This is a genomic window from Mycoplana azooxidifex, assembly GCF_014196765.1.
GTDB classification, from domain to species: domain Bacteria; phylum Pseudomonadota; class Alphaproteobacteria; order Rhizobiales; family Rhizobiaceae; genus Mycoplana; species Mycoplana azooxidifex.
The window spans coordinates 40,694-65,947 of sequence record NZ_JACIEE010000007.1; the positions used below are offsets into that span (position 1 = coordinate 40,694).

Annotated in this window: 23 protein-coding genes; 12 read left to right on the forward strand and 11 right to left on the reverse strand. The window is 65.9% G+C overall.

What is annotated here, in order from left to right; all coding sequences use genetic code 11:
- The 8 genes from GGQ64_RS16915 to GGQ64_RS16950 form a co-directional block, all read right to left on the reverse strand.
- Positions 1-990, reverse strand: a complete 990-nt coding sequence (locus tag GGQ64_RS16915; RefSeq protein ID WP_183806493.1) for a Bug family tripartite tricarboxylate transporter substrate binding protein — start codon at positions 988-990, stop codon at positions 1-3.
- Between the two features lie 66 nt (positions 991-1,056).
- Entirely contained in the window at positions 1,057-2,562 is a 1,506-nt protein-coding gene (locus tag GGQ64_RS16920; RefSeq protein WP_183806494.1) for a tripartite tricarboxylate transporter permease, read from the reverse strand.
- 9 nt (positions 2,563-2,571) lie between these two features.
- A complete protein-coding gene (locus tag GGQ64_RS16925; protein ID WP_183806496.1) occupies positions 2,572-3,033 on the reverse strand; it encodes a tripartite tricarboxylate transporter TctB family protein in 462 nt (153 codons plus the stop codon).
- Positions 3,034-3,202: 169 nt separating this feature from the next.
- Positions 3,203-4,186: a tripartite tricarboxylate transporter substrate-binding protein gene (locus tag GGQ64_RS16930; protein ID WP_183806497.1), complete on the reverse strand. Its 984-nt coding sequence runs from the start codon at positions 4,184-4,186 to the stop codon at positions 3,203-3,205.
- A 210-nt stretch (positions 4,187-4,396) separates the two neighbouring features.
- Positions 4,397-5,743 (reverse strand): sigma-54-dependent transcriptional regulator, encoded by a 1,347-nt coding sequence (locus GGQ64_RS16935; RefSeq protein WP_183806498.1) that lies wholly within the window; start codon positions 5,741-5,743, stop codon positions 4,397-4,399.
- Positions 5,740-7,509, reverse strand: coding sequence for a sensor histidine kinase (locus GGQ64_RS16940; protein ID WP_183806838.1), 1,770 nt, complete (start codon positions 7,507-7,509; stop codon positions 5,740-5,742). Before GGQ64_RS16940 ends, GGQ64_RS16935 begins: the two co-directional genes overlap by 4 nt.
- Positions 7,510-7,702: 193 nt before the next feature.
- On the reverse strand, positions 7,703-8,107 hold the full coding sequence (locus tag GGQ64_RS16945) for a YkgJ family cysteine cluster protein (protein WP_183806499.1): 405 nt from the start codon (positions 8,105-8,107) through the stop codon (positions 7,703-7,705).
- An 83-nt stretch (positions 8,108-8,190) separates the two neighbouring features.
- A complete protein-coding gene (locus GGQ64_RS16950) occupies positions 8,191-8,865 on the reverse strand; it encodes a FadR/GntR family transcriptional regulator (RefSeq protein WP_183806500.1) in 675 nt (224 codons plus the stop codon).
- A 248-nt stretch (positions 8,866-9,113) separates the two neighbouring features.
- On the opposite strand from GGQ64_RS16950, the gene GGQ64_RS16955 reads away from it, so the two are divergent.
- The 7 genes from GGQ64_RS16955 (at position 9,114) to GGQ64_RS16985 (ending at position 14,242) form a co-directional block, all read left to right on the forward strand.
- The gene (locus tag GGQ64_RS16955; protein ID WP_246422737.1) at positions 9,114-10,103 is read left to right on the forward strand and encodes an ABC transporter substrate-binding protein; all 990 of its coding nucleotides are present in this window, start codon (positions 9,114-9,116) and stop codon (positions 10,101-10,103) included.
- A complete protein-coding gene (locus GGQ64_RS16960) occupies positions 10,104-10,946 on the forward strand; it encodes an ABC transporter permease (RefSeq protein WP_183806501.1) in 843 nt (280 codons plus the stop codon).
- Position 10,947: 1 nt separating this feature from the next.
- Positions 10,948-11,745: an ABC transporter ATP-binding protein gene (locus GGQ64_RS16965; protein WP_183806502.1), complete on the forward strand. Its 798-nt coding sequence runs from the start codon at positions 10,948-10,950 to the stop codon at positions 11,743-11,745.
- A 6-nt stretch (positions 11,746-11,751) separates the two neighbouring features.
- Positions 11,752-12,504 (forward strand): ABC transporter permease, encoded by a 753-nt coding sequence (locus tag GGQ64_RS16970; RefSeq protein ID WP_183806503.1) that lies wholly within the window; start codon positions 11,752-11,754, stop codon positions 12,502-12,504.
- Entirely contained in the window at positions 12,504-13,214 is a 711-nt protein-coding gene (locus GGQ64_RS16975; protein WP_183806504.1) for a fumarylacetoacetate hydrolase family protein, read from the forward strand. Before GGQ64_RS16970 ends, GGQ64_RS16975 begins: the two co-directional genes overlap by 1 nt.
- Positions 13,215-13,343: 129 nt before the next feature.
- Positions 13,344-13,904, forward strand: a complete 561-nt coding sequence (locus GGQ64_RS16980; RefSeq protein WP_183806505.1) for a PadR family transcriptional regulator — start codon at positions 13,344-13,346, stop codon at positions 13,902-13,904.
- The gene (locus GGQ64_RS16985; protein ID WP_183806506.1) at positions 13,904-14,242 is read left to right on the forward strand and encodes a DUF2218 domain-containing protein; all 339 of its coding nucleotides are present in this window, start codon (positions 13,904-13,906) and stop codon (positions 14,240-14,242) included. The genes GGQ64_RS16980 and GGQ64_RS16985 overlap by 1 nt, the downstream gene beginning before the upstream one ends.
- Before the next feature lie 56 nt (positions 14,243-14,298).
- On the opposite strand, the gene GGQ64_RS16990 is transcribed toward GGQ64_RS16985, so the two are convergent.
- From GGQ64_RS16990 to GGQ64_RS17000, 3 genes are read right to left on the reverse strand one after another with little or no spacing between them, the layout of a single operon-like run.
- The gene (locus GGQ64_RS16990; RefSeq protein ID WP_183806507.1) at positions 14,299-14,709 is read right to left on the reverse strand and encodes a TIGR02588 family protein; all 411 of its coding nucleotides are present in this window, start codon (positions 14,707-14,709) and stop codon (positions 14,299-14,301) included.
- A gap of 35 nt (positions 14,710-14,744) precedes the next feature.
- A complete protein-coding gene (locus GGQ64_RS16995; protein ID WP_183806508.1) occupies positions 14,745-15,608 on the reverse strand; it encodes a TIGR02587 family membrane protein in 864 nt (287 codons plus the stop codon).
- Between the two features lie 15 nt (positions 15,609-15,623).
- Positions 15,624-16,844 carry an FAD-dependent oxidoreductase gene (locus GGQ64_RS17000; protein ID WP_183806509.1) on the reverse strand — a complete coding sequence of 407 codons (1,221 nt, stop codon included), beginning with the start codon at positions 16,842-16,844 and terminating at the stop codon, positions 15,624-15,626.
- Positions 16,845-16,984: 140 nt separating this feature from the next.
- Between GGQ64_RS17000 and GGQ64_RS17005 the strand changes: the two genes are divergently transcribed.
- From GGQ64_RS17005 to GGQ64_RS17025, 5 genes are all read left to right on the forward strand, one after another.
- Positions 16,985-18,919 (forward strand): AI-2E family transporter, encoded by a 1,935-nt coding sequence (locus GGQ64_RS17005; RefSeq protein WP_183806510.1) that lies wholly within the window; start codon positions 16,985-16,987, stop codon positions 18,917-18,919.
- Between the two features lie 100 nt (positions 18,920-19,019).
- Positions 19,020-21,539, forward strand: coding sequence for a heavy metal translocating P-type ATPase (locus GGQ64_RS17010; protein WP_183806511.1), 2,520 nt, complete (start codon positions 19,020-19,022; stop codon positions 21,537-21,539).
- A complete protein-coding gene (gene cueR / locus GGQ64_RS17015) occupies positions 21,536-21,976 on the forward strand; it encodes a Cu(I)-responsive transcriptional regulator (protein ID WP_183806512.1) in 441 nt (146 codons plus the stop codon). The genes GGQ64_RS17010 and cueR overlap by 4 nt, the downstream gene beginning before the upstream one ends.
- A 111-nt stretch (positions 21,977-22,087) precedes the next feature.
- The gene (locus GGQ64_RS17020) at positions 22,088-23,581 is read left to right on the forward strand and encodes a S10 family peptidase (RefSeq protein WP_425488517.1); all 1,494 of its coding nucleotides are present in this window, start codon (positions 22,088-22,090) and stop codon (positions 23,579-23,581) included.
- A gap of 170 nt (positions 23,582-23,751) precedes the next feature.
- Positions 23,752-25,185, forward strand: a complete 1,434-nt coding sequence (locus tag GGQ64_RS17025) for an aldehyde dehydrogenase family protein (RefSeq protein ID WP_183806513.1) — start codon at positions 23,752-23,754, stop codon at positions 25,183-25,185.
- Positions 25,186-25,254: the final 69 nt, after the last annotated feature.

Genomic DNA, 25,254 nt, shown 5'->3' on the forward strand with positions numbered 1-25,254 from the left:
CTATTCGAGCTGGATCTTCGCGTCGCGCACGATCGGCGTCCACTTGGCGATTTCTGCATCGACATGGGCGCCGAGTTCTTCCGGCGTCGAGCCGACGATGGTGGCGCTGAACTCCTTCATGCGTTCGCCGACCGCCGGATCGGCGAGCGCCTTGTTGGCCGCGGCATTCAGGCGGGCGACCACGTCTGCCGGTGTTCCGGGCGGCGCGAAGAGTGCATTCCAGGTATAGGTCTCGTAGCCCGGGATGGTCTCCGCGATCGTCGGAACCTCGGGGAAGGACGGCGCGCGTTCCTTGGTCGTGACGGCAAGCGCCCGCAAGGTGCCGCTCTTGATGTGCCCGGACGACGACGGCAGGTTGTCGAACATGATCGAGACCTGGTTGCCGAGCAGGTCGTTCAGCGCGGGTCCGGAGCCCTTGTAGGGGATGTGCTCCATCTCCACCCCGGCCATCGACTTGAAGAGTTCGCCCGACAGGTGCAACGGGGTGCCGTTGCCGGACGAGGCGTAGCTGTACTTGCCCGGCTCGGCCTTGAGCAGCGCCAGAAGCTCGGCGACGTCCTTTGCCGGCAGCTCGGGGTTCACCACCAGAACGTTGGGCACCAGCACCAGCAGCGAGATCGGGGTGAAGTCCTTCTGCGGATCGTAGGGGGTCGATTTCAGGATCAGCGGGTTCAGCGCGTGCGTTGCGACCGTTCCCATCAGGATTGTGTAGCCGTCGGGATCCGCGCGCGCGACATTGTCGGCGCCGAGATTGCCGCCGGCGCCGGCGACGTTCTGCACGATCACCTGCTGGCCCAGATCGTCCGACATTTTCTGCGCCAGGATACGGGATACCACGTCGGTCGATCCGCCGGCGGCGAAGGGGACGACGAGGGTGATCTGGCGGTCGGGAAAGTCCGCCGCCAGCGACGGCGAACCCGCCGCCAGCATCGTAGCGAGCGCGAAGCCCGCGGCAAGTGTGCCGCGGCGCGTCAGGTGGAGCTTGGTCATCTTCTCTTCTCCTCGTTGTAGCGGGTTCATGGAAGGTGCGGTCGTGGACCGGATGCGTCCCGGAGTTCAGTCCTCCTCCTGGAAGACCTCTTCGCGCTTGGCCTTCACCGAAGGCAGGAACACGACCACCAGCACCGCCAGCGCGATCAGAAGCAGGATGGCGCTGATCGGGCGGGTGACGAAGGTGGTCGGGTCGCCGCGCGACAGGATCATGGCGCGGCGCAGGTTCTCCTCCAGCAGCGGCCCGAGCACGAAGCCCAGCAGCAGCGGCGCCGGTTCGCAGCGCAGCTTGACCAGCACATAGCCGACGAAGCCGAAGAACGCGACGGCGTAGAGGTCGTAGACGTTGGAATTGACGCTGTAGACCCCGATCGAGCAGAAGGCCATGATGATCGGAAACAGCACGTAGTAGGGGATGGTGAGCAGCTTCACCCAGAGGCCGATCAGCGGCAGGTTGAGGACGACGAGCATCAGGTTGCCGATCCACATCGAGGCGATGATGCCCCAGAACAGAGCGGGCTGCTCGGCGGCCACGTTCGGCCCCGGCACGATCCCCTGGATGATCATGGCGCCGACCATCAGCGCCATGACCGGGTTGGCCGGGATGCCCAGCGTCAGGAGCGGAATGAACGAGGTCTGCGCACCGGCATTGTTGGCCGATTCCGGCCCTGCCACGCCTGCGATCGCGCCCTGCCCGAATTCCTGTGGCTTGTCCGAAATGCGCTTTTCCACCGTGTAGGAGGCAAACGCCGCGAGAATGGCGCCGCCGCCCGGAAGGATGCCGAGCGCCGAGCCGATCACGGTGCCGCGCAGCACGGGACCGACCATGCGCTTGAAGTCCTCGCGCGTCGGCCACAGGCCGCTGACTTTCGACATCAGCACGGTGCGGGTCTTCTCGCCTTCCAGGTTGCGCAGGATTTCCGCCACGCCGAAGACGCCGACGGCGACCGCGACGAAGTTCAGCCCGTCCGCATATTCGCGGATGCCGAGGGTGAAGCGCGGCGCGCCGGTATAGATGTCGGTGCCGACGAGGCCCAGGAGCAGCCCGAGGACAACCATCGCCAGCGCCTTGACGATCGAGCCGTGCGCGAGCGCCACCGAGGACACGAGACCGACGATCATCAGCGAAAAATACTCGGCCGCGCCGAATTTCAGCGCGATCACCGTCAGCGGGATGGCGAAGATCGCAACCAGGAAGGTCGAGACCGTGCCGGCGAAGAAGGAGCCGAGCGCCGCGATCGAAAGGGCGGCACCCGCCCTGCCCCTCCGGGCCATCTGGTAGCCGTCGATGGCGGTGACCGCCGAGGACGATTCGCCCGGCATGTTGATGAGGATCGCCGTGGTCGAGCCGCCATACTGCGCGCCGTAGTAGATACCGGCGAGCATGATCAGCGAGGATACGGGCTCGAGCTGGAAGGTGATCGGCAGCAGCATGGCGATCGTCGCGGTCGCACCGATCCCGGGCAAGACGCCGACCAGCGTTCCGAGCAACACGCCGACCAGGCAGAAGAAGAGGTTTTCAGGCGAGGCGGCCGTGTAGAAGCCCAGCGCGAGATTGCTGAAGAGATCCATGTGCGTCTCCTAGAACCGGACCCAGGGGCCGAAGCGCTGAAAGGGCAGGCCGAGCGCATAGCTGAAGACGACCACGGAGAAGAGGGTGATCGCGATCGCGATCACGACCGCCATCGGCGCTTTCATCCGCGCCGAGGCGAAGGCGGCGATCAGGGCGATGAGGAACAGGGAGGGGACGAAACCGAGCCCGCGCACCGTCAGCCCGAAGACGATGGGCGCGGGCAGGATGAACGCCATGCCGCGCAGCGCGATCGGCCCGAAGGGCTCACCCTCGACCCGTGTCGACTGCACGAGAATGACCACGCCGAGAAGAGCGAGGATGATGGCCAGCACCAGCGGGAAATAGCCGGGCCCCATCCGCAGCGCCGTGCCGATATCGAGGTTCAGGCTCTGATAGATGAAGAAGCCACCCAGGCCGATGAAGACCGCACCGCAGAGCGCGTTCGTGCTGTCGAATGTCAATGATCTCATGTTTCCCCCTGGCACGGCCGCGACCGCAAATGTGCCGCCGGTTCCGGACAGCTCCGACGCGGCGGCATGCAGAATTCACCATCGGCACCCGCAGCCCCGCTGCAGGCCTCGGCGCCGGATGCGGCATGGCCGCCCGCAAACTCAGCGGGCGGCCATGCGAAGATCATCGTTAGTCGGCGTACTGGCCGGCCGCCTCGATCACCGGCTTCCAGCGGGCGATCTCGCCCTCGAGCTTGGCCTTGAGGGCTGCCGGCGTCGCATCGGCCTCCGGCGAGGGAACCGTGCCGAGTTCGCCGAAGCGGGCGACGACGTTCGGATCCTTGAGCGCGACCTGCAGCGACTTCGACAGGCGTTCGGTGACGTCTGCGGGCGTGCCCTTCGGAGCGTAGACGCCATGCCAGATGCCAACCTGGAAGTCTGCCAGGCCGCCTTCGACGGCGGTCGGCACATCCGGCAGCACCTGGAGGCGCTCCGGCGAGGTCACGGCGTAGGCCTTGATGGTGCCGCCCTGGATCTGCTTGGTCGTGTTGGTGGTCTGGTCGCACATGATGTCGACCTGGCCGCCGAGCAGGTCGGTCATGGCCGGGCCCGTGCCCTTGTAGGGAACGGTGGTGAGCGGCGTGTCGATTGCGCTCATCAGCAGCATCCCGCACAGGTGCGAGGCCGCGCCGATGCCGGCATTGGCGACGGTGACGGTATCCTTGTTGGCCTTGACGTATTCGACGAGACCCTTGAGGTCGGCCGGCTCGAAGTCCTTGCGGGCGACGATCGTCATCGGCACGTCGGTGACGAGTCCGACATATTCGAAGGCGTTCAGCGTATCATAGGCGAGCTTGCGATAGAGCGTGGCGCTCGTCGCCATGCCGATATGGTGCAGCAGGATCGTATAGCCGTCCGGCTCGGCCTGCGCGACGCGGCCGGCTCCGAGCGTGCCGCCGGCACCGCCGACGTTCTCGACCAGGACCTGCTGGCCGAGGTCCTTGGACATGGATTCGGCGACGAGGCGCGCCACCGTGTCCGTCGGACCGCCGGCGGAGAAGGGAACGACCATGGTGATCGCCCGGTCTGGATAGCTCTGCGCGAACGCCGACGTGGACATGAGTGCGATGGCGGCAGCTGCCGTCATGCCGAATACGGTTTTCAGTACCTTCATTGCGGTCCTCCCCAGTGTAACCTGCCGGCGCGGCTCCCTCCGCCCCGATCATGGATGGGCAACTGTGGGACAGCTGCCGCTTGGAACAACCAACCAGCCAAGTCTTTCATGCGAATATTTGGCCGCGTGCGCCGCAGCATGTGTGAAATTGGGGACAAACAGAACTTGCGATGGGTGGATTTCCACCCATCTCTCAGTCCATGGTCACCCTCACGCATAGTCATCGCCATTGGCGCGGATCTTCTTGTCGAGGCCGTACTTCTGCATCTTCTCATAAAGGGTCTTGCGCGAGATCCCCAGCATCTCATAGACCGGGCGCAGGCTGCCGCCATGGGCCGAAAGCGCGCTGGCGATGAGGCTCCGTTCGTAGGCGGCGACCTTGTCCGATAGCCGCTGGCTCTGCTCCGGCCCGTCCTCCGGCTGCGGTTCGAGGCCGAGCACCAGCCGGTCGGCGGCGTTGCGCAGTTCGCGCACGTTGCCGGGCCAACTGCGTCCGGCGATCTCCGTCACCGTTTCCGGCGGCACCTCCATGTCGCTGCGGCCGTAGCGGGCCGCCGCCTCGCGGACGAGCTGGAGGAAGAGAAGCGGGACGTCCGCCCGGCGCTGGGCGAGTGAGGGAACGTGCAGGGTCGCGACGTTGAGCCGGTAGAGGAGATCGGCGCGGAAGCGGGCCGCCGCTACCTCGCCTTCGAGGTTCACCTTGCTCGTCGCGATGAAGCGCACGTCGAGCGGCACCGGATCGTTCGAGCCGAGTCGCGTGATCACGCGCTCCTGCAGCACCCGCAGGAACTTGGCCTGCAGCTCGATCGGCATCGAGCCGATTTCGTCGAGCAGGATGGTCCCGCCGCGCCCGTGCTCGAACTTGCCGTATCGCGGACGGAGCGCACCCGGGAAGGCGCCGGCCTCATGGCCGAACAGCTCGCTCTCGATCAGGTTTTCCGGCAATGCCGCGCAGTTGATGGCGATCAGCGGCCTGTCGGCGCGGGCACTGATGTCGTGCAGCGCACGCGCCACGACCTCCTTGCCGACGCCGGTATCGCCGATGATCAGCGTGTCCGCATCGGTCGCACCGATCGCGCGGAGACGGTAGCGTAGGTCCACCATCACCTGGGTGCGCCCCGGCAGGCGCGCCTCGACGTCATCGCGCTTGCCGGCGACCGCGCGCAGGCGGCGGTTTTCCAGGACGAGGCTGCGCCTGTCCAGCGCGCGCCGGATGATGGCTGCGAGTTGCTGGGCGGTAAACGGCTTTTCGACGAAATCGTAGACGCCGGCGCGCATGGCGGTGACCGCGAGTTGCACGTCCGCATGCCCGCTGACGAGGATCACGGGGAGTTCGGCATCCATCTCGCGGATACGCTGCAGCAGCGTCATGCCGTCCATTCCCGGCATGCGGATATCGCTGACCACCACGCCGTCGAATCCGTAGCCTACGCGCTCCAGCACCGGTTCCGCATTGGCGAAGGTGACGACGTCCAGCCCGTACAGGCCCAGCGCCTGCGCCGACGAACGGCGCATTTCCTCTTCGTCATCGATGAGGAGAATGCGGCTCGAGCTCATTCGGCGGCCTCGCTGATGGCCGGTGCGGCGTCAAGCGCGATGCGGAATTCGGCGCCCCCGTCGGGCGGATTGGAAACCGAGAGGCTGCCGCCGAAATCCTTGACGATATTGTAGGAGATCGAAAGGCCGAGCCCGAGGCCGCGGCCGACGCCCTTCGTGCTGAAGAAGGGATCGAAGATGCGTTCTGCGATTGCCGCGGGCACGCCCGGCCCATGGTCGCGGATGGTAATCGCCACCCTGCCCTCGTCGCGCACGGCATCGATGTGGATGCGCCGGTCCGACAGCCCCTCGACCGCGTCGGCGGCATTGGTGATGATGTTGACGAGAACCTGCTGCAGCCGCACCGAGCCGGCATGGACCACCACGGGGGTCTTTCCGAGATCGACCAGAAGCGTCGCATCGGCGGACTTCAGGCGGGCGGCGACGATCTCCAGCGTATCCGTCAGGACGGCCGAGAGGACGACCGGGCCGAGCTTCTCGTTGGGCTTGCGGGCAAAGTTCCGCAGGTGCCGGCTGATCGATGCCATGCGGTCGATCAGCCCGGAGATGCGCCGGACGTTGTCGCGGGCTTCGTCGACACGGTCGCGGTCGATCAGCATCGCCGCGCTGTCGGCATAGGTCTTGGCGGCGGCGAGCGGCTGGTTCAGCTCGTGCGACAGCGCCGCCGACATCTGGCCGAGCCCGGCGAGCTTGCCCGCCTGGATGAGGTCTGCCTGGGTCTCGCGCAGCTTCTGCTCGGTCATCCGGCGCTCGGCGATCTCCAGTTCGATGCGCCGATTGACGCGCGCCAGATCGGCGGTACGCTGCTCGACCCGGTGCTCCAGCTCGTTGCGCGCCTCGATCTGCATGCGCATGCGCTCCTGCGCCCGGGCCCGCCACTGGATCACGATCGCGATCGCCAGCCCCGCCAAGCCTAGAAACAGCAGCACCGCAATCAGCATCGTGCGTGCCTGGGTGCGCACCGAGCTCGTGTCCATCAGGACGCTGACGGTCCAGTCGGCCTCAGGCATGTACTGGGAAAGCGTCAGGTATTCGCGCGTCGCGCCGCCGTCGGCAAGGGTGATCAGCCGGTGTCCCGTCGTCTCGTCCGCGTGAAAGGGCAGCGGCTTCAGCACGGCCTCGGCGTAGCGACGCGACGCCTGGGTCCGCGCAAGCCGCTCCGGTGTCAGCGGCAGGATGGCCGAATAGCGCCATTCCGGGCTGCCGGTCATGAAGATGATGCCTTCCGGGTCGGAGACGAAGATCTTGTATTCGCCGCCCTGCCAGGAGCCCTCGATCGAATCGATATCGACCTTGAATACGATGACGCCGCGGATCTCCTCGTCCACGCGGATCGGCGAGGCGAAATAGTAGCCGCGCTTCAGCGACGTCGTGCCGAGCGCATAGAAGCGCGATTGACCGCCCTTGGCCGCGTCCTGGAAGTAGGGCCGGTAGCTGAAATTCTGCCCGACGAAGCTCGTCGGCCCGTCGTAGTTGCTGGCGGCGATCGTGTCGCCGTCCATCTTCATCACATAGATGTCGGAGGATTCCAGCAGGCCATTGATGTCTTTCAGATAGGCGTTCGCCGCCTCGCGCAGCGTCCGGTCGTCGGGGTCGCTGATCAGGTGCTTGATGTCGTCGTGATCGGCAATCAGCGCCGGCAGCGGCTCGTAGCGGCTGAGGTGCCCCTGCAGCGCCGAGACGGCGAGGCGAAGCGCCGAACCCGCCTGCAACGACGCTTCGTCCATGTAGCTGCGGGTCGCCAGTGCCCCACCCGGCACGATCATCGCATAGAGGACGGCTGGCAGGAACACGAGCCAGACAAGGATACGAAAACGCTGTTTCACGAAACGCGGGCTCCTCCCTCCCTCGCCGCGGCCTCCCGCCGCGGGCGAAGTCTAGAGAGCAATGCCGCAATTTCCAAGAGACGTCTGATGGCCTTCCAGTGCCGAGGCCTGTCGGCGGACGGGCAACGGCGCATCAGATCTTGAAGACGTCGTCCCCGGCGAAGACGATGACGTATCCGTGGTCGGCCTCTGCCTCCTTCGCCCATGTCTCGAGCCGGGAGTAGTAGGGTTCCCGCCTCCAGACTGCGGCATGGGCCGGATCGACGAGGACGGTGACTTGCGGCCCCTGCCGATAGATCATCATGTGGGAGCGTGCCGGTTCCCATTCCTGCCCGAGCGCGTCGTCGACCATCCACAGACAGAGAAAGTCGCGGCAGACCTGCGGCCGGTCCTGGTAGATCGTGCAGCCTCCTTCCGCGCGGCAATGCTGACACCACGCGTTGGCAGGCTTCGAAAGCGCATCGATATCGGGCAGCCGGCAGCAGAGCGTGCACGTCCCGCAGGAACGGCCGGGGGAGGAGGGAGCCTGGATGTCCATGCGTGACGCATAGCAGCAAGGCGCCCGCCCCGGTACCCCTGCCCGGTTACGTTCGGGAATTCCGGGCGATGAATGATCGACCGTCAGAGACGATCGCGCATGTGGCTCTCGACGCTGCGCAGGTGCCGGCGCATGGCATCGGCGGCGCCGGCGCCGTCGCGATCGGCGATCGCGGCCACGATGCGGGTGTGCTCCTCGAAGCTGTGGTGGTCGCCCGGCGGGCGCAACGGCGTGTCGCGCAGCCTCCCCCAGGTCACGGCCCTGCGGACGGCGTTCAGCGTATCGAGCAGGCCCAGCAGCAGCGAATTCTGCGACGCCTCGCCGATCGTCCGGTGCAGCTTGTTGTCCCATTGCTCGTACTGCCGCCAGGTCGGCGCCTGCTGTGCTTTCAGCATGCAGCTTCGCATCTCCGCGACCTGGCCCGCCGTCGCATACAGCGCGGCGCAACGGGCCACCTCCGGCTCGAAGGCGATGCGCGCGCTCATGACCTCGAGCGGATTGGTCCGCTGGACCATGGCGTTGATGTCGGCGACCGTGTCGATCGGTCGCTCACCCGTGAACGTGCCCTTGCCCACGTGCCGCCAGACGACGCCCTCGGACTGGAGGGTCGCCAGCGCTTTTCGCAAGGCACCCCGCCCGACCTCGAGCGACTGCGCCAGCTCCCGCTCGGGCGGAAGCCGTCCGTCGTCGGGCAATGCCGCCGTGGCCAGGAAATCGCGCACCCTCGTCAGAACTGCCGCATCGGTGATTTCGATCATGTTCAATCAGAACCAATTTTGAATTGGTTTTGGTTATATGAGACATATTCCTCCCTGTCAACGCGATCGGTAGCCTTGAATCTGAATTTTATTATCGTAATTATATTCAATAACTTATGCACTGTAAGAGGCTTCTGCCGCCCCTCGATGCTGCCATGCAACAACACTTACCCGTTGACACAATATCAGATTAATGAAGAATTGGTTCCAGATTGGGTCGAGGAGCCCGATTTCTGGGAGGAACGAAAATGAACATGTTTGCCAGACGAATGAGGGCGTCGGCGGCTGCCGCCGCCTTCTGCATTGCCACCGCAATACCGGGATGGGCATTCGCCGATCCCATGCGCGTCGCCTTCGGCGATATCGCCACCGTCGAATCCCTGCACCTTCTGGCCGCGCTCGAGCGGGCGAAGGAAAAGGGCGTCGACGTCCAGGTCACCTTCCTGAAGAGCGAGGACATCGCCGCCCAGGCCGTGGTCAGCGGCCAGGCCGACATCGGCGTCGGCGGCCCCTATGCGCTGCTGCAGAAGGTCAAGGCGCCGATCCGCATCTTCATGCAGCTCTCCAAGCTGCAGTTCTACCCGGTCGTCAATTCCGAGGCTTACAAGGAGTGGAAGGACCTGGACGGCCAGGAGATCGCCGTTCACTCCCGCGGGTCGGGCACGGAAGCCATCATGAAACTGATGGCCGACAAGAACGGCATCGCCTATTCTAACATCTCCTACGTGCCGGGCGCGGAAGTCCGGACCGGGGCGCTGCTGCAGGGCAACGTCAAGGCAACGATCGTGGACTCGTCCGGCAAGCGCATCCTGGAAAAGGAAGCTCCCGGCAAGTTCATCTTCCTGCCACTGGGAGAGGTCAGCGCAACGGACGAGGCGCTCTTTGCCAATACCGATTACCTGGCGAAGAACCAGAAGGACATCGAGATCCTCGTCGAGAGCATCATCACCACCTGGCGCGAGGTCGCGGCGGATCCCAAGGCGGCCATCGCGCTCCGTGAGAAGTACAAACTGCTGCCCGATGCCACGCCGGAAATGATAGCCGACATCGAGCCCTACTTCACGGAAGCCGTCGCGACGCTTCCGCTGAATGGCGGCGGCGCCGACGCAGCGCGCGACGACTTCGACTTCTACACCATCTCGGGTGCGCTCGAGGGCAAGGCCGAGGAACTGAAGGTCGAGGACTTCTGGGACCTCACCGCGCTGAACGCGGTGCTCGCAAAGACCGGAACCAAGTAGATGCACATGGCTGCTTCACCGCAAAAGGTGGGCGCGACTGGAGGAGCCGGCAGCGGCTCCTCCAGCATCGTCGAAACGCTCGCCGACTTCGCCCGGCGCCGGAAATCCTTCTGGGTCGCCGTGTCGCTCGCAATCCTGTTCACAGCGTGGGAGATCGCAGGCCGCGTTCCGATCAGCTTCGCTTTTCCGACATTCCTGGAAACGCTCTCTGCCCTGATCGAGATGGCGCTCGACGGCACGCTGCTGCCCGCCTACTTCATCACCTTTCAGCCGCTCCTTCTCGGCGTCGCCGTCTCGGCCGTCCTCGGCATCGGCCTCGGCATCGCCATGGGGCTCTCCGACAAGGCCGAATGGCTGCTCGCGCCCGTCTTCATCGTGCTCCAGGCGGCCCCCATGGCCGCGCTCGTGCCGCTGGTCACCTTCGTCTACGGCATCGGCCTCGTCGCCAAGACGCTTGCCGTGATCATGCTGGCGCTGCCGGTGATCGTGCTCAATTCGTACAAGGCCGTGCGCCACGTCAATCCGTCGCTGGTCGACATGTGCCGCTCCTTCCAGGGCACGCGCATGCAGCAGATCTTCAAGATCGTCATTCCCGATGCGACGCCGGTGCTGTTCGCCGGCCTTCGGCTCGGCATCGCCGCCGGCTTCATCGGCGTCATGCTCGCCGAACTCCTGATCACCCCCACCGGCATCGGCGACCTCATCACCTATCACCGCTCGGTCGCCAATTACGCCCACATGTATGCGGCCGTGGCATCCATCATCGCCGTGTCGACGCTGACGCTCGCAGCCCTGCAGTATGTCGAGTTGCGCTTCCTGCGTCCCGAAAAGAGGAGAAAGTGACATGGCCAACCCCATCCCCCTGCGGACGGCCGACAACGCCACGCCGGACGCCGTCGTCGAAGTGCGCGACATCTGCAAGCGCTACGGCGATGTCGAGGCCCTTCGCGGCATCAACCTCCAATTCGAGCGCGGCAAGCTGACGACCCTGCTCGGCCCGTCGGGCTGCGGCAAGACCACCCTTCTCAAGATCATCGCCGGTCTCGTTCCCGCAACCTCCGGCCAGGTCATCGTCAACGGCAGGCAGGTGACGGGGCCAGGGCCCGAGCGCGCCTTCGTCTTCCAGGACTTCGCGCTGATGCCCTGGGCGACCGTGCTGCGCAACGTCGCCTTCGGCCTCGAGCTCAAGGGCATGCCACAGGCCGAGCGCCACAGGATCGCAAGGCACTACATCAACGAGGTCGGCCTGTCCGGCTTCGAGGAGAAGTATCCGCACGAACTGTCCGGCGGCATGCGCCAGCGCGTCGGCATCGCCCGCGCGTTCTCGGTCAACGCCGACGTGCTGCTGCTGGACGAGCCGTTCTCCGCCGTCGACGAGCAGAACCGGCGCAAGTTCCAGGAAGACCTGCTCCGCCTCGTCGACAAGGAGCGCAAGACCTTCCTGTTCGTCACCCATTCCATCGAGGAAGCCGTCTATGTCTCCGACCGGATCGTGCTCCTATCGCCGCGTCCCGGCCGTGTCTCCCAGATCATCGAGCCCGCCATCGACCGCTCCGCCGCACCGGATGTGATCCGGCGCGACAAGGGCTATCTCGATGTGGTCGAGGAGATCTGGCAGGGGCTCAGGCAATATGCGGAGTGAGGCGCCATGAAACTCTTCGGCATTAAAATTCCGATGATGACCTCGCTGATCTTCTGGGCGCTGGTCTGGGAGATCGTCGGCAGGATGGACGTCATCTTCCTGATCCCCCCCATGTCCTCGATAATCGCAGCCGGCTTCGGGCTGGTGCAGACCGGGTCGTGGCAGAACGCCACGCTGATCACGCTGCGCACCTTCGTCCTCGGCATGGCGATGGCGATTGCGGTCGGCGTGCCGCTCGGGGTGGCCATGGGACGGTTCAAGATCGTCGACAACATCTTCGGCCTGTGGGTGAACATGTTCGTCAGCGCGCCGCTGTCGGCCCTGGTTCCGGTCCTGATGATCCTGTTCGGGCTCGGCGAGACGACGGTCTTCGTCACCGTCTTCCTCTTCGCCGTCTGGATCATCGTGCTCGACGCCCGCGCCGGCGTCATGCAGGTGCCGCCCTCGCTGATCGAGATGGGGCGCTGCTACGGCGCCTCGCGCTTCACGATCTTCACCAAGATCATTCTTCTCTCCGCCCTTCCCGAGATCCTTGCGGGCATCCGCATCGGGCTGATCCGCGGGGTGAAGGGCGTGGTGATCGGCCAGATCCTCGTCTCGATCATCGGCTACGGCGAACTCTTCGAGCTCTATTCCCGCAGCTTCGACATGGAGCGGTTCTGGGCTCTGACAATCATCCTCTTCGCGGCAGCCATGGTTCTGTCCGCGGTCGTGGAACACTTCGAAAAACGCATCGAGTATTACGCAGGAGCGCGATAATGAACGACATGACTTCCATCAACGCCGCTTACGTCTTCAAGCCGGCGCCCGTTCCGACCCTGCCGGTCTCAGGCAGCCAGGCGCTCTTTCCGGTGCACCGCATCTACTGCGTCGGCCGGAACTTCGCCGACCACGCCATCGAGATGGGCCACGACCCGAACAAGGAGCCGCCGTTCTTCTTCCAGAAGAACCCGGACACCCTGGTCCTGCCCGGCCACGACTTCCCCTACCCGTCGGAGAGCAACGACGTCCACCACGAGGCCGAACTCGTCGTGGCGCTGAAGAGCGGCGGCGACAACATCCCGCTCGATAAGGCGCTCGACTGCGTCTACGGCTATGCCGTCGGCCTCGACATGACCCGGCGCGACCTGCAGGGCGAAGCCAAGAAGCTCGGCCGCCCGTGGGAAACCGGCAAGGCCTTCGAAAGCTCGGCCCCTTGCGGCCCGCTGCACCCGGTCGAAAAGATCGGCCATCCGACCCAGGGCGCGCTCTGGTGCAAGGTCAACGGCGAGCTTCGCCAGAGCGGCGACCTCAACCAGATGATCTGGAAAGTGCCGGAGATGATTTCCTACCTGTCGAAGCTGTTCACCCTCCAGGCCGGCGACCTGATCTTCGCGGGCACGCCCGCCGGCGTCGGCGGGATCGTCAAGGGCGACGTGATGGTCGCCCATGTGGAAGGCGTCGACGAGATCACCTTCAAGGTTGCCTGAGTGCTTCGGGCGCGCTCCGGCGCGCCCGTCCACCACCAGCCCTGGTTCAGTCGGCCGCAAAATTTCCCGATATATCTTTTTTCTAGATATATCTTGATTTCCGATATATCGCGTTCTATATCGGGATCCATGAGACATCATGGACACTTTGGCTTCGGCCGCACCTTTTCGCCGTCCGACGACCGATCGGGCCACCACAACCATCATGACCACCATGGGCGCGGCAGACGCGGCAGGCTCTTCGACTACGGGGACCTGCGCCTTTTGATGCTCGCCATGATCGCCGAGGCGCCGAGCCACGGCTACGAGCTGATCAAGTCGATCGAGGAGCGGTTCGGCGGCGCCTACTCGCCAAGCCCGGGCGTGATCTATCCGACCCTCTCATGGCTGGACGACATGGGCTATGCGCTGGTCGAACCCATCGAGGGCGGGCGCAAGCGCTACCGGATCACCGCGGAAGGAAAGGCGTTCCTGGCGGCAAACCGCCAGCTTCTCGACGATCTGCTTGCCCGCGGCCGCGCCATGGAGCCCGGCGGCAGGAAGGACCTGCCGCTGCAGGTGCTGCGGGCCATGGAGAACCTCAAGCTCGCCATGCGCCTGCGGCTCAAGAGCCGTCCGCTCGACGAGGCGGCCATCCAGGCGATCGCCGCAGCGCTGGACGAGGCCGCACAGACAGTGGAGCGCAGCTGATGAACACCACACCGTCGATCCCCCATCCGGTCACGAGCACGACTGCCATCCCCACCGAACAGGCCAGCCGGTATCTGCAACAGCTCTGCAAGCATTTTGCCCATAAGCGCCCGGTCGAATTCGACGCGACGTCGGGGCAGATCTCGTTTGCGATCGGCGAATGCCGCCTCGCCGCGGATGCCACGGCGCTGCGGATCTCGCTCGGCGCCGGCGATCCGCAACAGATGGCCGAACTGAAGGACGTAGTCATCCGGCACCTCGTCCGCTTCGCCTTCCGCGAGGAACTGAGCGTTGAATGGCAAACGGACCCTTCGGTCGAAGAGCAGAAGCCGAAATAGTCGGCCCTTCGCGACCGGTCACACCCGCTCAACACGGGACATGGAGCGATCATCGCTTACGGATCTGTATATCCCACCGCGCCGATGCGAACAGTTCTACCGGCAGGATCGTGCCGGAAGATGACGCCGCCGGTCGCTTTCGACTGCATGGGCACGTAGTCCAGCGTCGTCTCGACCGTTTCGACGACGGCATCGCCGTCGAGGAGTTCGCCGCGCACCAGCACCTGGGAGGCGGTCGCGCTGGCAGCGTTGCTGACTTCGAACTCGACCTGATAGCCCCCGCTCCGAGCCTCCTGGCGCACAACGCGGACCGAGAGATCGGGCGCATCGTCGCGCTGGCGGATCGCCTGGACGCCGATCCAGCCGATCATGGCAAGGACGCAGGCGGCGGAGACCATTCCTGTCAGCCATTCCAGCACGTGCGGATCGCGGCTCTCTGTGTGTCCGGATACGGAACTCTTCGTCATGACGTCTCCTTGCTTCGCAAACCGGGAGGATAATCCTAGAGAATAAGACGCGCCGCGGCAGCACCGATGGCGCCGGGCAGGCTCAGGACGACGACCGTCACCATCGCCTGCGTCGTCGCCACATCGTCCAGGCGGTGAAACGTCCAGAGGCAATAGAGGCTGATGGCCAGCGCGACGAGGTAGCCGGGAAGGGTGAAGCGGACGAGCGCGTGCCAACCGGGCGTACCGGCCTCGAGGTCATGTCCACCCATGAAGGAGAGCGCATAGACGAAGCCGTGCATCAGCGCGATCGACGCGAGGATGACGGCGATCGCGTGCCACGGTGTCATCTTGAAGGAGAGCAGGATCATTTCTTCCGTGGGCGCCACGTTCAGGCACAGGAAGAGCGCGCCCACCGCCATCATGAACAGTTCGCCCGCATAGCTCGTCTCGACCCCGCCGTCGTCCCTGCCACTGTCGTCCTCGCGCTCTTCGTCGCCCACCTCCGGCCCGCCCAGCTGGCTCCGCCCGAGCAGCGCGCCGATGCTGGCCGGGACCGACTGTATGGCGATCGTCCCGACGATCTCGCCGGGCGACTGGTCCCACCGCAGCACCCCGATCGCCCAGAGGATGAGGCCGCTGGAGATCATGCCGAGGAAATAGGCGATGCTGGCATCGCGGATCGCCTCCCGCAGCGTCGTCGTCCGCTCGAAGCCGATGCGGCGGGCCAAAAGGACGAGCAGGGGGATATTGACGAGAAGCAGCAGGAAGAGGCGGGACCTGTCGATGTAGAAGCCCAGATCCCACATCTCCATGGTGAGGAACATCGGCAAGGCGAACAGCAGGGCGCCGGCGAGCCCCCGCGCCAGACCGGTGAGGAAACGGCGGTGGTCGAAGCCGTCTTTGATCGAGGCTTCCATGGCTGCCCCCTCCCGCTAGCGAAACGAAAACAGGGTTGCGTCGGGGTCGTCATGGCCGAGGATGCCGGCCGAGAGGATCTCCGCCGCGATCTGGCTGAAGGTGATGCCGTTGCCCCCGTAGCCCATGGCCGCATGGACGTTGCGGAACCCGGGAACGCGGCCGATCATCGGCAGTCCGTCCGACGTCACGCCGAAGGCGGCCGACCAGAGGTAGTCCGGCTCCTCGATCTCGAAGCCGATCAGCGCCTTCAGTTTCTTTCGCAACCGTTCGGACTTCGCCGAACGCTTGGCCTCGTCGCGGAACGCGGTGTCGCTGGCCTCGTCCTCGCCGCCGACGATGATGCGGCCGTCCGGCGTGGAACGGAAATAGAGATAGGGGTCCGCACCCTCCCAGACGAGATAATCCTTCAACCATCCCGGCCGGGGATGATGCGGGCGGGTGGCGAGTGCCCAGGTCGAGACGATCGCGTGGCTCTTGTGGGCGACGGCCTCGAGGAACTCGTAGCCGGTGCAGAAGACCACGTGCCGCGCCTGGACGAGTTCGCCCCGCGAGGTCGCGACGACGCAACCCTCGCCCAGGGAGCGGATGTCGGTTATCTCGACGCCCTCGACGATGGAGACGCCCTTCGAGCGGGCCATGCGCAGCAGTCCTGCCGTCAGCTGCGCCGGGTTTGCCGATGCGGAGACATCGGATACGATTGCCGCCGTGCGGTCGATGCCGAACTCCTGCCTGAGGGCCGCGCCGCTCTTCAGATCGGCAGACAGCCCGGCCTTGGCCCGCGCCTCCGCCTCGCTTCGGATGGCCCGCGCGCCGTAGGCGTCGCCGGCGAGATAGAGGGTCTTCCGCCGCTGCATCTGGCAATCTATCCCGAGCGATCCGACAAGCGTCGTCAGGCTCTCGACCGCGCGCGCCGAACGTTGCCAGATGCGCCTGGCCTCGGCCACGCCGCGCTGCGCCGCCAGACGGTGCAGGGGCACGTCGATCTCATGCTGGATCATGGCGGTACTGGCCATGCTGCTGCCATGGACGGGCTTGCGACGGTCGACGAGGACGATGTCCAGCCCGCGGTCAAGCAGCGCGGTCGCCATCAGCGCGCCGCCGATACCGGCCCCGACGATCAGGACGTCCACGTCCCGGTCGGACAGGGCGCCTTCCGTCGCCACCCCGATGCCGCGCGTGTGAGACCACAGCGGATCGGAGGACCGAAGCTTCCTCTTGCGGGTGATGGCCTGCACTCGATACCTCCCCTTCAAGGCTTCCTGCCGCCGGATTTTCCCGGAACTCCCCCGCGAACGTCACCATGCGCGGAAATCGCAGCGTACTCAACTTGCCGGCCCCGCTTCGCGGACTATCTGCTTGCGGACGGGAGGACATAATGGCCAAGCGAAGCGATGAGTTCCAAGACCTTGATGTGCCGTCGCTCCAGGGCGCCCGGCCCAACATGCCCACCCTGCTGACCTTCGTCGGCGCGGTCGCGATGCTCTATCTGGCGCGGGACGTCTTCCTGCCGATCGCGATCGCGCTTCTCCTCACCTTCGCGCTCGCGCCGGTCGTGACCATGCTGCGCAGGGTCGGCTTCTCGCGGATACTGGCCGTCATCTCGACGGCCTTGTTCGCCTTTTCCCTGATCGCCGTCGTCAGCCTCGTCATCGCGCTGCAGGTGACAAACCTGGCCCGCAGCATCCCGACCTACCAGGCAAACGTCGTCAGCAAGATCGAGGCCATGCGCGAGGCCGGCTCCGGAACCGGCATTTTCAGCCAGATCTCCTCCGTGTTTGAGCGCATCAGCCGGGAGATCAGCGAGACATCGAACGAGGAAGCCGCCCCCGCCAAGCCCGTCCTGGTCGAGATCTATGCGCCGGATCATCCGATCCAGGTGCTGACCAACCTGATCGTGCCGCTGCTGGCGCCGGTGGCGATGGCGGGCCTCGTGATCGTCGTCGTCATCTTCATGCTGCTGGAGCGGGAGGACCTGCGCGACCGCTTCATCAGGCTCGTCGGATACGGCGACCTGCATCGCACCACCGAGGCGCTGGAGGACGCCGGAACCCGCGTCGGGCACTACCTCCTGATGCAGCTCGTGGTGAACATTCTCTACGGCCTGCCGGTTGCCGCCGGGTTGTGGCTGATCGGGATCCCCAACGCGATCCTGTGGGGGCTGCTCGCGATCGTCTTCCGCTTCGTGCCCTATATCGGCCCGATCATCGCGATGATCCTGCCGTTGTTCCTGGCCGTGGCCGTCGCACCCGGATGGACGATGCTGATCTGGACGGCGACGCTCTTCATCGTCATGGAGCTCGTGATCAACAACGTGGTGGAACCGACGCTCTATGGCTCCAAGACCGGTCTGTCGCCGCTTGCGATCATCGTATCGGCGATCTTCTGGGCCTGGATCTGGGGGCCGGTGGGGCTGGTCCTGTCGACGCCGCTGACGGTGTGTCTGGTGGTGCTGGGCAAGCATGTCCCGCAGTTCGGCTTCCTCCAGGTCCTCTTCGGCAGCGATCCCGTGCTGGCGCCGCATGCCAGGCTCTACCAGCGCCTCCTGGCCGGCGACCCGGACGAGGCCACGGACCAGGCCGAGGAGCGGCTGGAGGAGGACTATCTGGTCGACTACTACGCGACCGTGGCGATCCCGGCGCTGGCCTTGGCCGAACACGATCGCGCCCGCGGGGTGATGAGTGAGACGCAGCGGCTGAGGGTGGCCGAAAGCGGCATGACGCTGGTCGCCAACATGGACGACATCGCCCTCGAAGAGGCGCAGGAAGATGACGGCGAAGACGCGCTGGTCGAGCCGGACGTGACGAAGGAGGCCGTGACGGAGACCGGCGAAGGCCAGCGCATCCTCTGTCTCGGCGGTCGCGGCGAGCTGGACGATGTGACTGCGGCGATGCTGGCGCAGGTTCTTCGCGTAGAGGGCGCGCATGCGACCGCAGAGAACCACCGCCTGATGGAACCGGCCCGCATCCGCCAGATCCCGGTAGGCGACTTCGATACGATCGTCATCTGCTATCTCAACCAGGATTCGCTCAAGCACGCGCGCTTCGCCGTCCGGCGGCTGAAGCGGATCAACGCGGCGCTGCGGGTGGGCGTGGCGCTGTGGAAGCCGGGTGAGGAAGAAGAGGAGCCCGATCTCAAGGCCGCGGTCGAAGCCGGCGCGGCACTGAACGCCGACTTCCTGTGCACCGACATGACCACCGCCGCCATCGCGACGCTGACGACGGCGCCGGTGGTGCCGCTCGCCGTGCCGGGCAAGGTTCGGGCCAGGCGCCGTCTCGTCCCCGACCGGCCAAAGGTCGTCAACCTGCGCTGACGGCGGCCGGAACGCGCCGCGCGGGCCATGGCAAAACAACGCCTTGACCTTGACATGATGGGAAGGTGCATGATGCTTCCAGAATAAAGGAACCTGCATCATGCTTACAGTCAAGGAACCCCTGCCCGCAGATCCCCTGCCCGCGCAGACGGTCAAGCTCGCCATCGAGGACATGACCTGCGCCTCCTGCGTGCGCCGTGTGGAGAAGGCGATCTCTGCCGTTCCGGGTGTCGCAAGCGCCCGGGTCAATCTCGCCACCGCGCGGGCGGACATCAGCTTTGACGGCAAGGTCGATATCGCCGGCGTCGCGCAGGCGGTCCGGGCAGCCGGCTATGGCGTCGACGAGGAGACGCTCGAATTCCCTGTCGAGGGCATGACCTGCGCTTCCTGCATCGCGCGGGTCGAAAAGGCCCTGAAGGCAGTGCCCGGCGTCCTGGACGCCACCGCCAATCTCGCCAATGAACACGCCCGCGTCCGCTTCCTGCGCGGCACCGTCGATTTCGACGATCTTGCCGCCGCCGTCGAAAGGACCGGCTATCATGCCCTGCGCGCATCCACTGTCGATGCGCCGTCGGACGAGGACAGGCGCGCAGCCGAGGTCGCAGGTCTCCGCCGTTCGCTCATCCTCGCAGCCTTGCTGACTGCCCCCCTCTTCGTCATGGAGATGGGTTCGCATGCCGTGCCGGCGTTCGGGCACTACATTCACGAGACCATCGGCATGCAGGCGAGCCGTGTCATCCAGTTCGTGCTGGCGACGATCGTGCTTGCCGGACCCGGCGCGCGCTTCTTCCGCAAGGGCGTCCCGAGCCTGCTGCGCGGGGCGCCGGACATGAACGCGCTGGTCGTGATCGGCACGGCCGCCGCCTGGGGCTTCTCCACCGTCGCGACCTTCGCGCCGGGACTGCTTCCGGGCGGCACAGCCAACGTCTACTTCGAGGCCGCCGCCGTCATCGTCACGCTGATCCTCGCCGGCCGCTTTCTCGAAGCCCGCGCCAAGGGTCGCACCGGCGAAGCGATCCGGCACCTGGCCGGATTGCGGGCAACGTCGGCTCGCGTCCTGAAGGACGGCCAGCCGGTCGATGTCGCGCTCGAGGCGGTCATGCCGGGCAACATCGTGCTTGTGCGGCCCGGCGAGAAGATCCCGGTGGACGGCGACGTCACCGAGGGGCGTTCCTTCGTCGACGAATCCATGATCACCGGCGAGCCGATGCCGGTCGAGCGCAAGACCGGCGATCCCGTCACCGGTGGCACGCTGAACACGACCGGCTCGTTTTCCTTCCGCGCCACCCGCGTCGGCGCAGATACGGTGCTGTCGCAGATCATCCGCATGGTCGTGGATGCGCAGTCCGCCAAACTGCCGATCCAGGCGCTGGTCGACCGCGTGACCCAGTGGTTCGTGCCGGCGATCATCGCCACAGCGCTTGTCACCTTTGGCCTCTGGTACGTACTCGGCCCCGAACCGGCGCTGGCGCATGCGCTGGTGGCGGCCGTCGCCGTCCTCATCATCGCCTGCCCCTGCGCCATGGGCCTTGCCACGCCCACCTCGATCATCACCGGCACCGGGCGGGCGGCGGAGCTCGGCGTGCTGTTCAGGCAGGGCACCGCGCTGCAGACGCTCGAGACGACCGACATCGTCGCCGTCGACAAGACCGGCACGCTGACGCTCGGTCGGCCGACGCTGACGGAGATCGTCCCGGCCGAAGGTTTCGAACGGCAGGAGGTTCTGGCGCTGGTGGCTGCGGCCGAGGTGCGCTCGGAGCATCCGATCGCCCTCGCCATCCACGAGGCGGCAAAGGCGGAAGGACTGGAACTTCCGCTCGCCGACGCCTTCGAGGCGACATCCGGCCGCGGTATTTCGGCGACAGTCGCCGGGCGCCGGGTCGAGATCGGCTCGATCGGCCACATGAGCGCGCTCGGCCTCGATACCACACCGTTTGCCGAGGTTGCGCAACGGCTGTCAGGCCAGGGCGCCTCGCCCCTCTATGCCGCAATCGACGGCCGGCTCGCCGCCCTCTTCGCGGTGACTGATCCGGTGAAGCCCACCACCAGGGAAGCGATCGCGCAGTTGAAGGCGCTCGGCATCGGGGTCGCCATGATCACCGGCGACAACCGGGGCACCGCGAACGCCGTGGCGGCGGACCTCGGCATCGACCAAGTGATGGCCGAGGTCCTGCCGGACGGCAAGGTCGCCGCCGTGAAGGCGCTGTCGCAAGAGGGCAGCAGGAAGGTGGCCTTCGTCGGCGACGGCATCAACGACGCCCCTGCCCTTGCCGCCGCAGACACCGGCATTGCGATCGGCACGGGGACCGATGTCGCCATCGAGAGCGCCGATATCGTGCTGATGGCCGGAGACCTGCGCGGCGTCGCGACCGGGATTGCGCTCTCCCGGGCGACCATGCGCAACATCCGCCAGAACCTGTTCTGGGCCTTCGGCTACAATGTGGCGCTGATCCCGGTTGCCGCAGGCGCGCTCTACCCGGCCTTCGGCCTGCTGCTGTCGCCGGCGATCGCGGCGGGCGCGATGGCGCTTTCCAGCGTCTTCGTCGTCAGCAACGCCCTCAGGCTGAAGCGGTTCCGGCCCGCCGGCGCGGGCCATGGAAGCAAGGAGGACAGGACATGAACATCGGCGAGGCGGCGGCGGCCAGCGGCGTCACCGCAAAAATGATCCGCCACTACGAATCGATCGGCCTGATCCAGGAGGCCGGCCGCACCGGGGCCGGCTATCGTACCTACGGGCCGAAGGATCTGGCCACCCTCTCCTTCATCCGCCGCTCGCGCGATCTCGGCTTTTCCATCGCCCAGATCCGCGATCTCCTCGCGCTCTGGCAGGACCGCAGCCGCGCCTCCGCAGACGTCAAGCGCATCGCCGGCGGGCACATCGAGGAACTGACGGCAAAGATGCAGCAGTTGCAGGAAATGGTAATGACCCTGCAGCATCTCTCGTCCCACTGCCACGGCGACGACCGGCCGGACTGCCCCATCCTCGAGCGGCTGGCGACGGGGGTGGGCGACGAGGATTGCTGCGAGCCCGCTGCCGCGATGAAAGGCCGGTCGTAGTGCACCACCGCGTCCGGCTGCCGCGATCGGTCGCGATCAAATTCTGTTGAGTTCCTGCCGCTCCCGCCTGCCCGTAGAGTGCAGGCCGGGTTTTGGCACGGGAGGAACACGTTGCGTCTACACCTGCTTTTAGTCGTCCTTGTTGCCGCCTTCGCGGCCATGCCGGTGCAATTGCGCGCGCAAGCGACACCGCCGGCGGCAGAGAGCCGGGCCTCGGGACTGCTGGATCTCCTGCCGGCGGATGCCGTCACCCGGCATGTCCTCAAGCGTCCCGCCGGCGATCTCCCCTACACTGCGACGGCCGGGACGATCGATCTGCGCGGGCAGGACGGAAAGATCAACGCGAGGCTGTTCTACACCGCCTACGTCGCCGATGACCGCGGTCCCGACCGGCCCGTCACCTTTGCCTTCAACGGCGGACCGGGTGCGGCCTCCGCCTACCTGCATCTCGGGCTCGTCGGTCCGCGGATCCTCGAATTTCAGGGCGCCAACAGGGATGGAACGCGGCCGGCCCTTTCCGACAATCCGCACAGCTGGCTCGACTTCACCGACCTCGTCCTGATCGATCCGCCGGGGACCGGCTGGAGCCGGGTGGCCGACAAGGGGTCGGAGTCCGCGTTCTACGGCGTGCGAAGCGATGCGGAGAGCATCGCAAAGTTCATCACCCTCTATGCCCAGAAGAACGGACGCGTCGCCTCGCCGAAGTATCTGCTGGGCGAGAGTTACGGGGGCTTGCGCGCCGCCAAGGTCGCAAGCGCGCTGAAGGACAGCCAGGGCATCCTCGTCTCGGGGATCGTGATGGTATCGCCCCTGATCGAGGGCAGCTTCGTCTTTCGCTCCAGCGACGATCCGCTCGGAGCAGCCCTCCAGCTACCGTCGCTCGCGGCAGCCGAACTGGAGCGCAAGGGCAGCTTCACCGAGGAACAGGTGGCATCAGTCGAGCGATGGGCCATGCGCGACTACCTGGTTTCGCAGGCCGGCCCCGCACCCACCGGCGAGGAGGCCGAACGGCTCTACGGACGCATTGCCGAGATGACCGGCATTGCCAGGGAGGACGTCGCCCGCGCCCGCGGCTTCGTCGGCGACCTCTACCGGAAGAACCCCGGCGGCGCGGCCGGCAAGGTCGCCAGCCCCTATGACGCGGCGTTCCTGTCGGACGACCCCTACCCCGAAACGCGTGCCGGCCGCGGCGACGATGCCATCCTCGACGGATTTACACGGGCCTACGGCGCAGCCTTCGCCGCCTATGCGCGCGACAAGCTGGGCTACGTCACCGAGATGACCTATCGCCTGCTCGACACGGACGTGAACCGCCAGTGGGACTGGGACGGATCGCGATCCACCACCGGCGCCACGGACGAGCTGCGCACACTCCTCTCGGTGGTCCCCTCCTTCCGCCTCCTCGTCGCCCACGGCTACAGCGATGCGCTCACCCCCTATGGCGTCAGCCGCTACATCATCGAGCACATGCCACCGTCCCTCGTCGATGGCCGCGCGGACCTGAAGGTCTATCGGGGCGGCCACATGTTCTATACCGACGCCGAAGAGCGGCAGCGGTTCACCGCCGACGTCCGCGCCTTCTACACGGGTGACGCGAAGGATTGAGACGCCGCGCGCCGGGACGGGGAACGCGCACCTTCAGGAACGGCAAAGAATGCCGCCCCTGAAAGTGCGAAGCTATTGCGCTTTCGAAAAAGGCGGATCATCCTCCGCCCGGGCTCTCAGGAGCACCCGCCGGGAACGCAACGAAAAGCATACATGCCAGGGAGAATAGCATGCTCGACAAGCGCAAATTCTACATCGACGGCAAGTGGATCGATCCGGTCAAGCCGAACGACCTCGAGGTCATCAATCCGGCCACCGAGAAGCCGATCGCCTGGATCTCCATGGGAACCGCCGCCGACATCGACCGCGCGGTCGCCGCGGCGAAGAAGGCGTTCTCCACCTACAGCCAGACCAGCGTCGACGAGCGCATAGCGCTCCTGGAAAAGCTGCTGTCGATCTACAAGCGCCGCTATGACGAAATGGCCCGCACGATCACGCTCGAACTCGGCGCTCCTATCACCATGAGCACCGAGCAGCAGGCCGATGTCGGCGTCGGCCACCTGCAGGGCTTCATCGATGCGCTGAAGCGCCTGAAGAGCCGCGAAGTGCTGCCGAACGGCGACGTCGTCCGCCGCGAGGCCATCGGCGTCTGCGGCCTGATCACCCCGTGGAACTGGCCGATCAACCAGATCGCGCTGAAGGTCGTTCCGGCGCTCGCGACGGGCTGCACCTGCGTGCTGAAGCCGTCCGAGTTCACCCCGCTCAACGCGCTCCTCTATGCCGAGATGGTCGACGAGGCAGGCTTCCCCGCCGGCACGTTCAACCTCGTCAACGGCGACGGCATCGAATGCGGCGCGGCGCTGTCGAAGCACAAGGACATCGACATGATGTCGTTTACCGGCTCGACCCGTGCCGGCATCGCCGTCAGCAAGGATGCGGCCGACACGGTCAAGCGCGTCACGCTCGAACTCGGCGGCAAGTCGCCGAACATCGTCTTCGAGGACGCCGACCTCGAAGACCGCGTCGCCGACAGCGTTGCCGAGTGCTTCAACAATTCCGGCCAGTCCTGCGATGCGCCCACCCGCATGCTGGTGCAGCGCTCGGTCTACGACAAGGTCGTCGAGATCGCCCGCAAGGCCGGCGAACAGGCCCAGGTCGGCAATCCGGAAGAGGAAGGCGGCCATATCGGTCCACTCGTCTCCCATATCCAGTTCGGTCGCGTCCAGGCGCTGATCGAGGCGGGCGTCGCCGAAGGCGCGCGGGTCCTGGTCGGCGGCCCCGGCAAGCCGCAAGGCTTCGAGCAGGGCTATTTCGTCAAGCCGACGATCTTTGCCGACGTCGGCAACGACATGCGCATCGCCCGCGAGGAGGTGTTCGGGCCCGTGCTCGCGATCATTCCGTTCGACACCGAGGAAGAAGCGATCGCCCTCGCCAACGACACGAACTACGGCCTTGCCGCCTATCTCCAGACCGGCAATGCCGATCGCGCCGAGCGCGTCGCCGCCAGGCTCCGGGCCGGCATGGTGCACATCAACGGCGGCCCGCACCGGTACGGCAGCCCCTTCGGCGGCTTCAAGCAGTCCGGCAACGGCCGCGAAGGTGGCATCTTCGGCCTGGAGGACTTCCTCGAGGTCAAGACGGTCCACCGCCCCGACGCCGCCTGAGACGATATCGTTCCGCCTGTATGACGTGAAGATTTCGGGCGCATCGCAAGATGCGCCCGAATGTACGTA

Coding starts and splice junctions, on each gene's coding strand:
- GGQ64_RS16915 (WP_183806493.1), bottom strand. CDS start 990: ATGACCAAGCTCCACCTGACGCGCCGCGGCACACTTGCCGCGGGCTTC.
- GGQ64_RS16920 (WP_183806494.1), bottom strand. CDS start 2,562: ATGGATCTCTTCAGCAATCTCGCGCTGGGCTTCTACACGGCCGCCTCG.
- GGQ64_RS16925 (WP_183806496.1), bottom strand. CDS start 3,033: ATGAGATCATTGACATTCGACAGCACGAACGCGCTCTGCGGTGCGGTC.
- GGQ64_RS16930 (WP_183806497.1), bottom strand. CDS start 4,186: ATGAAGGTACTGAAAACCGTATTCGGCATGACGGCAGCTGCCGCCATC.
- GGQ64_RS16935 (WP_183806498.1), bottom strand. CDS start 5,743: ATGAGCTCGAGCCGCATTCTCCTCATCGATGACGAAGAGGAAATGCGC.
- GGQ64_RS16940 (WP_183806838.1), bottom strand. CDS start 7,509: ATGATCGTGCCGGGTGGGGCACTGGCGACCCGCAGCTACATGGACGAA.
- GGQ64_RS16945 (WP_183806499.1), bottom strand. CDS start 8,107: ATGGACATCCAGGCTCCCTCCTCCCCCGGCCGTTCCTGCGGGACGTGC.
- GGQ64_RS16950 (WP_183806500.1), bottom strand. CDS start 8,865: ATGATCGAAATCACCGATGCGGCAGTTCTGACGAGGGTGCGCGATTTC.
- GGQ64_RS16955 (WP_246422737.1), top strand. CDS start 9,114: ATGAACATGTTTGCCAGACGAATGAGGGCGTCGGCGGCTGCCGCCGCC.
- GGQ64_RS16960 (WP_183806501.1), top strand. CDS start 10,104: ATGCACATGGCTGCTTCACCGCAAAAGGTGGGCGCGACTGGAGGAGCC.
- GGQ64_RS16965 (WP_183806502.1), top strand. CDS start 10,948: ATGGCCAACCCCATCCCCCTGCGGACGGCCGACAACGCCACGCCGGAC.
- GGQ64_RS16970 (WP_183806503.1), top strand. CDS start 11,752: ATGAAACTCTTCGGCATTAAAATTCCGATGATGACCTCGCTGATCTTC.
- GGQ64_RS16975 (WP_183806504.1), top strand. CDS start 12,504: ATGAACGACATGACTTCCATCAACGCCGCTTACGTCTTCAAGCCGGCG.
- GGQ64_RS16980 (WP_183806505.1), top strand. CDS start 13,344: ATGAGACATCATGGACACTTTGGCTTCGGCCGCACCTTTTCGCCGTCC.
- GGQ64_RS16985 (WP_183806506.1), top strand. CDS start 13,904: ATGAACACCACACCGTCGATCCCCCATCCGGTCACGAGCACGACTGCC.
- GGQ64_RS16990 (WP_183806507.1), bottom strand. CDS start 14,709: ATGACGAAGAGTTCCGTATCCGGACACACAGAGAGCCGCGATCCGCAC.
- GGQ64_RS16995 (WP_183806508.1), bottom strand. CDS start 15,608: ATGGAAGCCTCGATCAAAGACGGCTTCGACCACCGCCGTTTCCTCACC.
- GGQ64_RS17005 (WP_183806510.1), top strand. CDS start 16,985: ATGGCCAAGCGAAGCGATGAGTTCCAAGACCTTGATGTGCCGTCGCTC.
- GGQ64_RS17010 (WP_183806511.1), top strand. CDS start 19,020: ATGCTTACAGTCAAGGAACCCCTGCCCGCAGATCCCCTGCCCGCGCAG.
- cueR (WP_183806512.1), top strand. CDS start 21,536: ATGAACATCGGCGAGGCGGCGGCGGCCAGCGGCGTCACCGCAAAAATG.
- GGQ64_RS17025 (WP_183806513.1), top strand. CDS start 23,752: ATGCTCGACAAGCGCAAATTCTACATCGACGGCAAGTGGATCGATCCG.